The following is a 14,230-nucleotide window of genomic DNA, read 5'->3' on the forward strand; positions in this document are numbered from 1 at the left end:
GTGAACTTGTTCTTTTTCTTCCGGCCCCGAACGGTGTCTCGTAGTGGGTCGCTCACTTGGGGGCTTGCCGGACGTGGGGGCGGCCTTCGTCTGATCCTGTGCTCCGACCAAGGTGCACGTGACCGAGACGAAGGCCGTGAGGGTGAGTCCGCTCCCTGATGTTGTGCGGAGGGATGCGTTCGCGGAAGCATCACGCTTACGGGGCGAGTTGTTACGAGTGTCTGACCGCTCGGCGCGGCGAGTTGTTCGAGCTGACGGATGCAGTGCTGTGTGCGGACGGTGCGGTGAAGTCCCCGGTGGGCCTGACGCTGCTGCCCGAGTATCGGCGTGGGCACGGAGCGATGTACGGAGGCCTGAACCACGACCGGATCGATGTCGATCAGGTGCGGACGGTGCTGGCTGGGCTGTCGCTGCCGCGGTTCGACGGCGGGCGTCTGGTCCTGGCCGTCGATGTGTCGCCATGGCTTCGTTCGGACGCGCTGTGCTCGGCTGAGCGGCTGTCTGCCATGTCTATGGCCGGGCGAAGACGGCGTCACAGTTCCTCCCGGGCTGGCCTACTCCTTCGTCGCAGTCCTGGAGTCTGGCGCCACCTCTTGGACCGCGATCCTGGAAACCCGGCTCGGGCTTGCCCGGTCCCTCGCCAAGGACCTCCGCCGAGCCTGTGAGAAGCCAGCTGCCTCCGGCCGGCTCACCCCTGCCCGGGTACGCCGAGGGTTCAGAGACATGTCGTCGGTTCAGGGCAGGCGGACCACGGTGACGATGGCGGGTCGGGTCGTGCCCGTCACGACCCACCACCACGTTGCGGACGGCGGGCGTGTAGGAGTCGCCGGCCTTCGTGAACGCCCGCCTTGGCCTGGGGGGCAGGCGCGGGCCGATGACGGACGCGAGTGCCGTCGTCAGCCGCTGGGGCAGCGCCCCCCGTCCGTCAGGGAGCCCTACGGCGAGCGCCTTCGGATGCCGGACTGTGCCGGTGAAGCTGACCACGGTGGCGTCGACTGTGTCCGCGTGCCTGTCCTCGCCCACACGGCCGGCCGTGTAGGACAACGGGAGCGGCTTGGCCGCGATTCCCTCAACGCCGGTGCCTTGGAGCGTCTTGGGCCAGAGCAGGGCAGCGAGGCACACGTGCGCCTGATCGGTCGGCGTACCCGCTGCTACCTCCCCCTCGCGCCAAGAGACCCGTATAACCACGGAGCCCGAAGCCGCTTGGTTCAATCTGCGATTCTGGCTCGCGAATTGTGCGGAAAATATTGACTCAGTTCACCGGAACCTTATGATCCACTCGATCGACACTTCGACCCATGTTCGATATATCGAACATATCAGGATCGCACCCCGTTGGATCCCGGACAGTCTCTGACGGGTGCACCGGTACCGTCAGTTCAAGGGATGACGAGGTTCGCATGCACCAGACGTAGTTTCAGCCGCAAACACCCGTCTGCGGTGCTCGTGGCTACCGTTGCCGCCCCGGGCCGCCTTGCGGCGGCGCTCCTCGCCGGCCCCGCTCAGGCGGCCACCACCAGCGCCGTGCGCGGCCGCCGACCCCGGCGCCTCCCGTCCGGGAACCTTCTCCACAGCACCGACGGCACCAACTTCCCCCGCCTCGGGCCCGCGTTCACCATGGGCGACACCTGGCAGTTCTCCATGGGCTGCCGCTTCGCCCTTACCAACCACGCCACGCGGACACTCGGCGGCTCCGTCCGCATCGCACGGTTCGCGCTTTCCACACCCCGAGCGCAGCAACGTCCCTCTCCCTGCATCTGACCGGCTGCTCAGTCCCCGAGCCGCAGCACCAGGAAGGACCACACCATGTCCAGTACCGACGTCCCCAGGCCAATGGCTCCCCCGACCGCAGTGAGACCACCCGCCACCGGTACGAGACTCGCCCGGGCAACCTGGGTGCTGCTCCTCATGTTGGCGTTCGCCGTCCTTCCTGCCGCGGTGCATCCCACGGCGGCCAGGGCCGACAACCCGATCGTGCAGCACGTCTACACCGCCGACCCGTCCCCGCTGGTGCACAACGGACGGGTCTACCTCTACACCGGGCACGACGAGGACGGCTCCACCTCCTCCTTCGTGATGAAAGACTGGCGCGTGTTCTCCTCCGCCGACATGGTCAACTGGACCGACCACGGCACACCGCTCAGCCTGGACACCTTCAGCTGGGCGGGCGCCAAAGCGTGGGCGGGCCAGGCCATCGAACGGGGCGGCAAGTTCTATTGGTACGTGCCGGTGACGGTCCGGGCGACCGGCGCATTCGCCATCGGCGTGGCGGTGGCGGACAGCCCCACCGGACCGTTCCGGGACGCGCTCGGCCGTCCGCTGCTGGAGAACACCGAGTTCGACCCGACCGTCTTCATCGACGACGACGGTCAGGCCTACCTCTACTGGGGCAACCCCAACCTGTGGTACGTCAAGCTGAACGCCGACATGATCTCCTACTCGGGCAGCCCCACCAGGATCCCGCTCACCACCTCGGGCTTCGGTACCCGCACCGGTGACCCCAACCGTCCCACGCTGTACGAAGAAGGGCCGTGGGTCTACAAGCGGAACGGTCTGTACTACCTGGTGTACGCGGCCAAGTGCTGCCAGGAGTTCATCGCCTACTCCACGGCCCCCGGCCCGACCGGGCCGTGGACCTACCGTGGAACAGTCATGCCCGCCCAGGGCAACAGCTTCACCAACCACGCGGGCATCGTGGACTTTAAGGGCGGTTCGTACTTCTTCTACCACAACGGAGCCCTCCCGGGCGGAGGCGGCTTCACTCGCTCGGTTGCGGTGGAGAGGTTCTCCTACAACGCCGACGGCAGCATTCCGACGATCAACATGACGAGCGCGGGTGCCCCGCAGGTCGGTTCACTTGATCCGTACGTCCGCCAGGAGGCCGAGACGATCGCCTGGGGTTCCGGGATCGAGACCGAATGGAACAGTGAAGGCGGAATGGACGTCGGCTGGATCGAGAACGGCGACTACATCAAGGTCAAGGGAGTGGCCTTCGGGGCCGGCGCCTCCTCCTTCGCCGCACGCGTCGCCTCGGCCACCAGCGGCGGCACCCTCGAAGTGCGCCTGGACAGTTCGAGCGGGTCGATCGTGGGCCGGTGCGGTGTGCCGCACACCGGTGGCTGGCAGTCCTGGACCACGGTGACCTGCCCGGTGAGCGGCGTGACGGGAACCCGTGACCTCTACCTGACGTTCAGCGGCGGCAGCGGCTTCTTGTTCAATGTCAACTGGTGGCAGTTCACCCGCGCCGCGTAACCGCACCGCGTTGACCTGCTCCTCGGGCTGAAGCCCGGGAATTCCGGGCTTCCCCGTCCATTGCTGTGCCGCTATGTGACACAGCAACGGACGGGAATCCGGGGCTTCCTGCTTCGTCGCGCTGTGCTGTGTTCCCCAGCCTGTCGAGTCGTTTCCATGCCCTGCCTGGAGCGCAGGGGTGGTGGTGAGCCGTTCGGTCTGCTCACGCAGGGTGCCGGCTCGTGCGGAGGTCTCCTCGTGTTCGGTCTCCAGCAGCCGCAGGAGTTCGCTCCCGTTCACCGGCTGGCTCCAATGCGGCCGGCGGTGCCCTGGTGGAGGACGCCGGGTTTGTGGTGGTGGAGGTCGAGGGCGTTCTCGATGTCGGTGATGACGTCGCGGAAGGGTTGGCGGGTGCCGTGGCGGGTGGGGAGGGGGCCGCAGGTGATGAGGGTGGCGCGTCCGGCGAGCTGGACGCGGCGCATGAGCTGGTCCAGGGCGTCGGTGAGGCCTGCCTCGTGCTGCTGGCTGTCGTCGTGGTTGTTGCGGTGGGCGTGGGCGCGGATGTGCTGCCAGGTGTGGTCGTTGAACGGCTGGTGGACGTGGTCGCGGTGGAACCAGGGGATTTCGGTGAGGTCGACGTCGTGGAGGCGGATCCGGATCTGGCGGACGTCGTGGGGGTTGTAGTGGATCTCCCATTTCCCGCTGCGGCCAGCGACGGGGGAGGGCTGGCCGCGGTAGGGGGCGAGGAGATCGTGGTCGTAGGTGCGGTGGTGGATGGTGATGCCGGCGGGGGTGAGGCCTGCCAGCGCACGGGCAGCAGTTCGAGGTAGTCGCGGCCGGTGAGCGGGACGGGGACACATCGGGTGACGCAGGCCTTCGTGGGGCCGGTGGTGATAGTGGACCAGCCACTCATCAAGCAGGTCCTGCAGCTGGGCGACGCTGTGACAGGCGTCTTTCTCGGTGTCGGGGCCGCGGCGGGCGACGTCGCAGCCGGACAGGTGCTGGCAGAACAGCGCGTTGATGATGCCGAAGGTCCGCTCCACGATGCCTTTGGCGGTGGGGGCTTGGGGCGGGGCCGGCTGGACGCTGATGCCGAGGTGCTCGCAGGCGGCGGTGAATGCGGCGGAGACGAAGACGTTGCCGCGGTCGACGACGATCGTCTCGGGCAGGACGACGGACCGGGCCGCCGCGCCGGCCAGCCGCTCGTCGAGTGCCGCCAGCCGCTGGTGGGGGAGTGCGGGAGCGTGGTCCATACGCAGGATGTCCGGCCAGGTCGGCCGGGCAGGGTGGGGGAGGGCCGTCTCCGTCAGCAGCAGGGCCGCGTCGACGGCCTTGGTCGCGCTCGGGCACAGATGGCGGCGAGGATGGCGCGGGTGGCGACGTCGACGGCGATGGTGTGGTGGTGGATTGACCGTTGACCGTTGTGGGGTAGGGGCACGGCGGGTTGGTGGGGGAGGGGTCAGCGCTGTCGGGCGCGTTGAAGTCTGTCGATGCGGGTGATGTTGTGGCTGGCCTCAGGGGCTCCACGAAACCGGGGTCAGCTCAGCGTAATCGACCAGATGGTCGGCGATTTGAAGGGCGTGGCCAGAGTCCAATCTGAAGCGTTCATGCGCGCGAAGTCGTGGCATCACCGTGAGGCACTCGAGGTGGAACAGGCCGCTGCCGGGCTGGCCCCTCGCTCGCCCGAGCGCCCCGCAGACCGAAGCGGCAACCCTGGCCCCGGCTTCGAGAGAGCGGCGGGAAAAAGGACGCCAGTCTGTGGGCTGGCCAGGCCCTTGCACGCGCTCGCGCCGATGGAGCATGTGCTTGCCCGCGAGGAGATGGTCCACCGCCTGCTCCGGTACCGGTGGCGCCGTCGACGTCGACCCACCACGTGTCCGACATGGGATGACCCCAGGGGCGCCCGAAAGAGACGAACGGAATGCCGCGTTCGCGCAGGAAGGTGATACGAGGGTCGTGGTCCTGGGTGGAAGTGATCATGAAGCAGTCGACGGTGTTCGTCGTGCTGCTCTGACACAAACCTTGAAGTGTGGCTGAGGCCGGTAGCGGCGCAGCGAGGCACACGCGCGCCTGATCGGTCGGCGAACCCGTCGTCGGGCTTCGTAATGATCATCAGCCCGGGCCCGCAGGTACTGTTACCTCCCCCTCGCGACAAGAGACCCGTATATCCACGGAATCCGAAGCCGCCTGGTTCAATCTGCGATTTTGGCTCGCGAATCATGCGAAAAATATTGACGCAGTTCACCGGAACCTTAAGATCCAGTCGATCGACACTTCGACCCTAGTTCGGCATGTCGAACACGCCAGGGTCGCACCCCGCCGGATTCCGGACGGCCTCTGACGGGCGCATCGGTACCGCCAGCTCAAATGATGACGAGGTTCGCATGCACAGACACAGTTTCAGCCGCAAACACCCATCTGCGGTGCTCGCGGCTACCGTTGCCGCCCTGGCCGCCTTGGCGGCGACGCTCCTTGCCAGCCCCGCTCAGGCGGCCACCACCAGCGCCGTGCGCGGTGTCGCTTCCAATCGGTGCCTCGATGTGCCGGGCGCCAGCCAGACCGACGGCACGAACGTGCAGATCTGGGACTGCAACGGCGGTACCAACCAGCGGTGGACGCTGACGGACAACAATCAGCTGACCGTGTACGGCAACAAGTGCCTGGACGTTCCGAACCACGCCACCACGGCCGGTACCCGGCCGGTGATCTGGCCCTGCAACGGCGGCACGAACCAGCAGTGGCGGGCCAACGCCGACGGAACGATCGTCGCCGTCGAGTCGGGGCTGTGCCTGGACGTCAGCGGCGGCGCCACGGCCAACGGCACGGCGGTGCAGCTGTGGAACTGCAACGGCGGCAACAACCAGAAGTGGACCGGCCTGTCCGGGACGAGCACCACGTGCGCACTTCCGTCGACGTACCGGTGGTCCTCGACCGGTCCGCTGGCGCAGCCGCAGAACGGCGCGCTCGCGGTGAAGGACTTCACCACCGCGAAGATCAACGGCCAGAACCTGGTCTACGCCACCACCTCCGACGGAAAGTCGTGGGGCGCGACGATGTTCAGTCCCTTCACGAACTGGTCGGACATGGGGACAGCCACCCAGTCCAAGGTGAGCGGGTCAGTGATCGCGCCCGAACTGTTCCACCTCTCGACCAAGAACATCTGGGTGATGGCCTCGAACGGGTGGGACACCGCCTGGCCCTTCACCTACCGCACGTCCAGCGACCCCACCAACCCCAACAGCTGGTCCGCGCCGCAACCGCTCTTCACCGGCAGCCTCCCCGTCGGCGGCCCGATCGACCCGACCCTAATCGCCGACGACCAGAACATGTACCTGTTCTTCGCCAACGACAAGGGCGGCATCTTCAAGTCGACCATGCCGCTCGCGAACTTCCCCAGCAGCTTCGGCTCGTCGTACGAGACGGTCATGAGCGACACCGAGGAGCGCCTGTTCGAGGCCCCGGAGGTCTACAAGGTCCAGGGCCAGAACCAGTACCTCATGATCGTCGAGGCGCGGGGGGCCAACGGGCGCTACTTCCGCTCCTTCACCGCCCCCAGCCTGAAGGACAACTGGACCGAGCAGGCCGGCACCGAGAGCAACCCCTTCGCGGGCAAGGCCAACACCAACCAGACCTGGACCAACGACATCAGCCACGGTGACATGATCCGCGTCAACTCCGACCAGACCATGACCATCGACCCCGGCAACCTGCAGTTCCTCTACCAGGGCAGGTCTCCCTCATCGGACGGCACCGACTACCTGTCGCTGCCGTACCGGCCGGCCCTGCTCACCCTGCAGCGCTGACCCGCCCGCTCAACGGTGATCGCGACGCGGGCCGGCCCGCCGACGCGTGGACGAGCAGTCCACGACGTGGGCGAACCCACCCCTGACCGACCCACCGCATGGGGAACCCCAGCCGCACGTCGGACGGGGTTCCTCCCTTCCGGGCCGCCTTCCTGCCGCGACTACGCGAGCCCATGCCGGCCATGAGCGAACGGCCCGGTGCCAAGGTCACCCAGTGGCCCTCCACCGGCGGCTCCAACCAGGACTGGCGATCCTCGCGGTGTGAGCCGCCGGGACGCTCAGTGAGGGCGGAGTTGCCCGGCCCAGATCGGTAGCAGAACAGGTGCCGAGTGGCTGGCACCAATGGCTATCCCGCACCCGCTGATCCACCATCACTCGCAGAAGAGGACGCCTGTATGAGAAAGCCCTGGATTTTCTCCCTGGTCACACTTGTCGCCGCCGTGCTCGGGGTGACGGCGGCGGGTGTGGCCCCTGCCTCCGCCGCCTCCGACACCCCTTTGCGGGTCATGCCGTTGGGTGACTCGATCACCTGGGGCATGGGCAGCAGCACCGGCAACGGCTACCGCGGGCCGTTGTGGAACAGGCTCGCGGCGGACGGGCATCCGCTGGACTTCGTGGGCACGGAACGGAGCGGCTCGATGTCCGACAACGACAACCAAGGCCACCCCGGGTACAAGATCCACCAGGTCGCCGCCCTCACCGACGCCTCACTGACCCGCTACCGGCCCAACGTCGTGACGCTGCATATCGGCACCAACGACCTTAACGAGAGCTACCAGGTCTCCACCGCCACCGCCCGGCTGAGGTCGCTGGTCGACCAGATCACCGCCGCCGCCCCCGACGCGACCGTCCTCGTGGCCTCCCTGGTCGTGTCCACCAGTGGCTCCGAGGAGCAGTACCGGGCCGCCTACAACCAGGCGATCCCCCAGATCGTGCGGGACGCACAGTCCGCGGGCAAGCGCGTCGCCTACGTCGACATGAGCAGTCTGACCACGGCCGACCTGGTCGACACGCTGCACCCCAACGACTCCGGCTTCCAGAAGATGGCCGACGCCTTCCACCGCGGGATCCGGTCCGCGGACAGCGCCGGATGGCTGAGGAACCCCGCCCCCGCCCCCGCACGCGTACAGTCCGGCATCGTCGGCAAGTGCATGGACGTCAACGGCGCCGCCACCGCTGACGGAACCGCCGTCCAGACGTGGGGATGCAGCGACGGCGCCAACCAGCTCTGGTCCGCCTACACCGACGGCACCCTGCGCTCCATGGGCAAGTGCCTCGACGTCGCCGGGGCGGGCACGGCCAACGGCACCAAGGTGCAGCTCTGGTCCTGCCACGGCGGCGCCAACCAGGTCTGGCAGCCCTTCAACGGCGGCTACCGCAACCCTGTCTCCGGCCGCTGCCTGGACATTCCGGGTGCCTCCACCGCCGACGGCACACAACTCCACCTGTGGGACTGCCACGGCGGCTCCAACCAGAAGTGGACCACCCTCGCCACCGGATGACCCGCACTCCCGGCGTCTGAACGCCTTCCGGGTTCTCCTCGCGTGAGGCCGACCCAGGGCCGGCCACCCGAACAAGGACCGGCCCGCCGCACCAGGAAGACCGGTACGGCGGGCCGCTCGCGGTTCTCAGCTCTCCAGCAGGGGAGTCAGGAGGAACACCGCGCGTCACCACCCGGCGGCCGTTGCGCCGGCTTACCCGTCCTTGTGTTGCACTCCAATCGGTGCGCCATTCGTGCGCGCTTGAGTGCGCGAATCATTGCGCTACTGGAGGTGACCTCTGTATCCACGGAGAACGAGCTGTTCAGTGCCGTCGATGCGCTGCTGGAGCAAGTCGCGCAGGACGACCTGCCGGTCCCCGCAGAGCGCAAGCGTCTGCGTGAGGCCTGAGCTTGTTCCTTGTCTAACAAGATCTTCCGGGCTTGCCGATGGCCTTGAGGGTCTCGGGGCGTTCGTACGCATCGCCACTACCGCCTACGCCGAAACCGAAACCACACGGGCCGCTTCTACGACGCATGCAGCCGCCTCGCCGCGACCTGCGCGCCGAACGAACCGCGCTCTACGCCGCCTACAAAGCCTGGTGCCACAACGAAGGCGCCCGGCACGCCACGCGTGGTCAGCTGCGTCTGTGCTCCGGCCGGCCGTGCCTGTTGACCCCCAGCGGCCGACCCAGCGGCCGGTAGCATCGGCTGGGCGCGGATGCGCTGGGTTCACGGTCTTGGTGTCAGCGGTGCCGTCTACGTTGTGCACATGGCCACTTTCAAGGACTTCAACTTCAAGCTCATCGTCGTCGAGCAGCTGATGTACATCGATGAGACGCTCACGCCCAAGTTCTGCCTCGCCGACCTCCTCAAGGAGAAGGGGCTCAGCGACACACCTTGGGAGTACGCGCAGCAGCACGGCCTGGCATACCAGATCGTTCCCGAGGCACGCAGCTACTTCGCATCCCTGGAGATCAGCGATGAACTCCTGGCCGGGGTCGTGGAGCTGTGCATGGACGGCGGAAACCAGGTGTACCAAGAGTGCGCCCCGATCTGGGACGGCGAGGACGACTTGTTCGACGTCGCTTCCCTCGACGACCTCGTGCTGCTCCCGAACCTCCGGCGCGTCCTCGGCTCCGAGTTCCTCGGCCCGGAGTTGCGGAACGCCCTCAGCGCCCACGGCATCATCGCCGATTGACGCCGCCGACGAGCGGCATCGACCACAGACGTGAGACCGATCAGCAGTAAGAAGCAGGGGACGGGAAAGAGCACGCGTGGACACACCCAGGGACATCGAACGGGCCGTCGAGGAAGGTTGCCAAGCCAGTCAGCGAGGAGAGTCGTATCTGACGTGCCCGTACCCACGGCCGTCCGCGCTGCGTACTGCGTGGATCAGAGGCCATAACGGCACTGCCCCAGGTGCTGCGAGCCAGCCGTCCGACCCGGGCGAGGAGTCCAGGGAACCACAGTAGGTGGCCACTTCGGCCATGTGGGACATCATCAGGAACCCTGCGGCGTCCGATCCCGACCCCGTGCGCTCGCACCGCGTCGAGCGCGCGGAGGTCGGCGCAGTGGTGTGCGCACCGTCGAACGGTACGTGAAGAACCAGATCAGAGACCGCGCTCGGACCTCGAAACGCGCGGCTGGAGCGGGAGATGACCAGGCGGTGGCAGCCCCAGGTCCGCGTTGGGGGGCCCGGCAGCGAGCGGCGACGACCGGCGGCATCGTCTCCGACACCCGCGCCCGCATCGGCTCACCGCACCGATCGGCACCACCGACGACGCCCGACTGCGGCACCTGACCGTCGCGCTCCCACCGCAGTACGCCGCGCGCCTCTTCGACGCCCAGCAGGCCGGCGCCGCCGACCAGCAGATGCAGCGCAGCGCCAGGGCGATTCGGATCCGATGCGCCTGCCGCGTGACCATGTCCACAGGTCGGCACGACCGTACGCTTTGTTCGTATTCAGGCGCTATGGCTTGGAGTGGCCTGCCGCGGTGGGGGTCGTGTCTCGCACAGTAACCGACAGAGAAGGGCTGAGTCTCACGATCGAGGGCGAACCTTCCTCTGCTCGTGACACCGCCAGCCCATATGCGCAGGACGTCCAAACCGTCCGGGTGGAAGAGTCCGTCGGGAGCGGAGGGCGGTCGAGGGGATGGTGCCGAACGAAGTCTCGAAGAAGTGTGTGAACTCCGTATCGCCGGGCACAAGGACTATCGCACCGAGGCCCTGGCCTTCGAGTCTGGTCGGGATCTACCAACCAAGGGACGAACTGAGGCCCTTGTGAAGCTTGAACGCACACGCGCTCGAGCCGGAATTGACGATGGGGTTGAGATGATTATTCTTGGACTTATTCTGCTGATTATCGGCCTGCTTGTCGGCATGGGCCTGCTGACGACGATCGGTGGCATCCTCATTCTGGTTGGCGCCATCCTGTGGATCCTGGGCGCGACCGGTCGCGCGGTCGGTGGACGCAAGCACTTCTTCTAAGGCAGGTCGTGCCTATCGAAGTACGGGCAGATAGTGGCGGTAAACCGCCAACACCAGCGTGGGATCGCCGGTTGGGCCAACCGGCGATCCCACGCTGGTAGTGCTTCGTCAGGCTCTGGTTCTGCTCTTGGCGAGGTGTCGGCCGCAGGTGGTGCAGGTGCCGGTCCAGCACCTCAGAAGGTCCTAGCGCTGTGATCGCATAAGTTCACCGGGTTGCTCGTTGTGCCGGTTGGCGGCGATGACTTCCAGCCAGCAGGGGAGGCGGGATGCACCACCGGTCAGGGTCCGCAGGCTGACAGAGCAGGAGGAGCAACAGCTCCAGCAGAATCGTGTGCGGCGGGACAGCACGAGCTCAGTACGGTTTCGGTGGGCGATGATGCTGCTGGCCTCGGCCGGCGGGAGCACGGTCCCAGTCATCGCCTGTCTGGTCCAGGCCGGGGAGGACACCGCCCGTGACGTGATCCACCACTTCAACGAGATCGGGCTCGCCTGCCTGCCTGCGCTGGCGGAACAAGAACCCCGCGCCACCCCAATGTCCTGGCTGCCCAGCGACGCGACGCGAACGGGCACGCGTCCGCAGGAGACGAGGTGTCCGCTGGGGCGGCAGGCCCCTGCCGACTGCGGTCTGACCACCCAACCCGGCATACCTTACGTCACAGCACTAGGGTCGCCATCCATGGCGAACCGTTCCTATCTCTACTCTGCCGACTCGATGCCGACCGAGGCGGAGATCCCCGCGCCGGTCCGATGCATATCCGAACACAACTGGGACATCCCGCTCGCGCACAAGCTCATGGTGGGGCGCGGAACGAGGTTCGTTCCGTCCATGATCTGGAGCCCTCCGATCGGTATCGCCGCGGACTATGCCGACGGGGCGGTCCTGCTGTGCGACCTCCTGCGCGCAGTCGGCAGAGGCCTGGAGGACGACGCCGGGTTCGCCGAATGCGTTGCCACCACCAGGGCCCACCTCGACAAGCAGCAGGCGACCTATTTCATCCTGGAGACCGGGGAGATCGTCTCGATGACGGACCAGGACCCGGTAGCGAGCGTGCAGCGTCTGGCGTCCGAGGGTATCCCCGACGCCGTCGCTCAGGCCGAGGCGGCTATCGCCGGCCACAACGACACCTGGCTGGCCTCGGTCCGAGCCGACTGGCAGAGCCACTTCGGATCCTTCTACAGCGAGGCGCTCTACTTCTCCTTCTCCAACTGACGAGGCCCGCGCACTCCCCCCGGCGCGGCGCGTCCGTCTTCCCGTTCGTGGTGAGGGGGATGGCGGCGACCCCCGTCACGCGGGCGGGCACCATGGCCGGCGACCCTCGAGGGCGTACCGCGCCTCGCCTGCAAACAGATGATCGTCTTGGCGGGGACTCTTCGGTAACGTGAGGGTATGAGTGTTGTTCCCGGAGGAGAACCAGCCCGGCGTGGACGTGATCCTGCCCGACTTCACCTCCATCCGGGACCGCCTCGACGACATCGTCGCCGTCGTCCTCACCCACGGCCACGAAGACCACATCGGCGGCGTGCCCTATCTGCTGCGGGAGCGGAGGGACATCCCCCTCGTCGGCTCCAAGCTCACCCTGGCCTTCATCGAGGCCAAGCTCAAGGAGCATGGCATCAGGCCCCGCACGGTGCGCGTGCGCGAGGGCGACCGGCGCGGCTTCGGTCCCTTCGACTGCGAGTTCGTGGCCGTCAATCACTCCATCCCGGACAGTCTCGCGGTGGCCTTGCGTACCGAAGCGGGGATGGTGCTGCACACGGGTGACTTCAAGATGGACCAGTTCCCCCTGGACGACCGGATCACCGATCTGCGCGCCTTCGCCCGCCTCGGCGAGGAGGGCGTGGACCTGTTCCTCACCGACTCCACCAACGCCGAGGTCCCCGGCTTCACCACCTCCGAACGCGAACTGAACCCCGCGATCGAACAGGTGATGCGTACCGCACCGCGACGGGTCATCGTCTCCAGCTTCGCCAGTCACGTGCACCGCATCCAGCAGGTCCTCGACGCCGCCCACCAGTACGGCCGCAAGGTGGCCTTCGTGGGCCGCTCCATGGTGCGCAACATGGGCATCGCCCGCGACCTGGGGTATCTGAAGGTCCCCTCCGGCCTGGTCGTGAGCACCAAGGAGCTGGAGAAGCTCCCCGATCACAAGATCACCCTGGTGTGCACCGGATCCCAAGGCGAACCGATGGCCGCCCTGTCCCGGATGGCCAACCGTGACCACCAGATCCGCATCGGCAAGGGCGACACCGTCCTGCTCGCCAGTTCTCTCATCCCCGGCAACGAGAACGCCATCTACCGGGTGATCAACGGCCTGACCCGGTGGGGCGCCAGCGTCGTCCACAAGGGCAACGCCAAGGTGCACGTCTCCGGCCACGCCAGCGCCGGTGAACTCGTCTACTGCTACAACATCGTCCGCCCCCGCAACGTCATGCCCGTGCACGGCGAGTTCCGCCACCTGCGCGCCAACGCCGACCTCGCCATCCGCACCGGCGTCGACCCCGAGCGGGTCGTCATCGCCGAGGACGGTGTCGTCGTCGACCTGGTGGACGGCCGTGCCTCCATCACCGGCAAGGTGCCCGCGGGCAACGTGTACGTGGACGGCATGGAAGTCGGCGGCGCGACGGAAGCCTCCCTCAAGGACCGCGTCACCCTGGCCGAGGAAGGCGTCGTCACCGTCGTGGCCATCGTCGACGCCGACACCGGAGCACTGACCGAGCCCCCCGACTTCCTGGCCCGCGGCTTCGTCCACGACGAGACCACCTTCGAACCGGTCATCCCCGTCATCGAGAAAACGCTGGCCAACGCCGCTCAGGAAGGCGTCGGCGACGCCCGCCAGCTCGAACAGCTCCTCGCCCGCGCCGTAGGCAACTGGGCGTTCCGCACCCACCGGCGCCGGCCGCTGATCATCCCGGTGATCATCGACGCCTGACCGGGGCACACCTCACCCCCTCAGACGAGAAGGACGTGCAGCCCTCCACCGGCCGCGGCACCGACATCCCGCGCGGACCGGTGGGGGCCGTCGAGGGCCCGGCGTGAACGCCGTCCGCACGCAACCAGGTGTGGACGCGACACCCCGCCAGCCGGGGTCACCGGCCCGCCGGGCCGACAGCAGTCCGGAAAGCGTCCCCAGTCGGTGGCAGCGCCCATCGGCGTCCACCGCCATTCCGCCCAAGTCGACCGCGTCGACCGCTGCGACCACGCCGCACTCGCTGGTCCGCCGACTGATTG

The 14,230-nt window shown here is 67.4% G+C and carries 9 protein-coding genes and 4 pseudogenes; 12 read left to right on the forward strand and 1 reads right to left on the reverse strand.

Annotated features, from left to right (window positions below; translation table 11 throughout):
- Positions 1-142: 142 nt before the first annotated feature.
- From AC07DA_RS22490 to AC07DA_RS22500, 3 genes and pseudogenes are all read left to right on the forward strand, one after another.
- Positions 143-696 (forward strand): annotated as a pseudogene (locus AC07DA_RS22490) (transposase); the annotation flags it as partial.
- A gap of 844 nt (positions 697-1,540) precedes the next feature.
- Positions 1,541-1,761, forward strand: a pseudogene (locus AC07DA_RS22495) (hypothetical protein); the annotation flags it as partial.
- A gap of 147 nt (positions 1,762-1,908) precedes the next feature.
- Complete coding sequence (locus tag AC07DA_RS22500) at positions 1,909-3,252, forward strand: glycoside hydrolase family 43 protein (protein WP_479129950.1); 1,344 nt, start codon at positions 1,909-1,911, stop codon at positions 3,250-3,252.
- Positions 3,253-3,527: 275 nt separating this feature from the next.
- Here the strand turns inward: AC07DA_RS22500 and AC07DA_RS22505 are convergent, their stop codons facing one another.
- Positions 3,528-4,484: a Mu transposase C-terminal domain-containing protein gene (locus AC07DA_RS22505; protein WP_479129951.1), complete on the reverse strand. Its 957-nt coding sequence runs from the start codon at positions 4,482-4,484 to the stop codon at positions 3,528-3,530.
- 1,131 nt (positions 4,485-5,615) lie between these two features.
- Between AC07DA_RS22505 and AC07DA_RS22510 the strand changes: the two genes are divergently transcribed.
- The 9 genes and pseudogenes from AC07DA_RS22510 to AC07DA_RS22550 all read left to right on the forward strand — a co-directional run bounded on the left by AC07DA_RS22510 (position 5,616) and on the right by AC07DA_RS22550 (position 13,931).
- Positions 5,616-7,034: a non-reducing end alpha-L-arabinofuranosidase family hydrolase gene (locus AC07DA_RS22510; RefSeq protein WP_479129952.1), complete on the forward strand. Its 1,419-nt coding sequence runs from the start codon at positions 5,616-5,618 to the stop codon at positions 7,032-7,034.
- Positions 7,035-7,429: 395 nt separating this feature from the next.
- A complete protein-coding gene (locus tag AC07DA_RS22515) occupies positions 7,430-8,536 on the forward strand; it encodes a ricin-type beta-trefoil lectin domain protein (RefSeq protein WP_479129953.1) in 1,107 nt (368 codons plus the stop codon).
- 747 nt (positions 8,537-9,283) lie between these two features.
- Positions 9,284-9,712: a DUF6892 domain-containing protein gene (locus tag AC07DA_RS22520; protein WP_479129954.1), complete on the forward strand. Its 429-nt coding sequence runs from the start codon at positions 9,284-9,286 to the stop codon at positions 9,710-9,712.
- A 76-nt stretch (positions 9,713-9,788) separates the two neighbouring features.
- The gene (locus AC07DA_RS22525) at positions 9,789-9,986 is read left to right on the forward strand and encodes an Rmf/CrpP fold protein (protein ID WP_479129956.1); all 198 of its coding nucleotides are present in this window, start codon (positions 9,789-9,791) and stop codon (positions 9,984-9,986) included.
- A 95-nt stretch (positions 9,987-10,081) separates the two neighbouring features.
- Positions 10,082-10,413 (forward strand): annotated as a pseudogene (tpg, locus tag AC07DA_RS22530) (telomere-protecting terminal protein Tpg); the annotation flags it as partial.
- A 279-nt stretch (positions 10,414-10,692) separates the two neighbouring features.
- Positions 10,693-11,001, forward strand: a complete 309-nt coding sequence (locus AC07DA_RS22535; RefSeq protein ID WP_479130037.1) for a hypothetical protein — start codon at positions 10,693-10,695, stop codon at positions 10,999-11,001.
- 238 nt (positions 11,002-11,239) lie between these two features.
- Positions 11,240-11,524 (forward strand): annotated as a pseudogene (locus AC07DA_RS22540) (helix-turn-helix domain-containing protein); the annotation flags it as partial.
- Positions 11,525-11,713: 189 nt separating this feature from the next.
- The gene (locus AC07DA_RS22545) at positions 11,714-12,211 is read left to right on the forward strand and encodes a DUF7822 domain-containing protein (RefSeq protein WP_479130034.1); all 498 of its coding nucleotides are present in this window, start codon (positions 11,714-11,716) and stop codon (positions 12,209-12,211) included.
- A gap of 181 nt (positions 12,212-12,392) precedes the next feature.
- Positions 12,393-13,931, forward strand: coding sequence for a ribonuclease J (locus AC07DA_RS22550; RefSeq protein WP_479129957.1), 1,539 nt, complete (start codon positions 12,393-12,395; stop codon positions 13,929-13,931).
- Positions 13,932-14,230: the final 299 nt, after the last annotated feature.

It is taken from the genome of Streptomyces sp. NPDC044921, assembly GCF_056432865.1.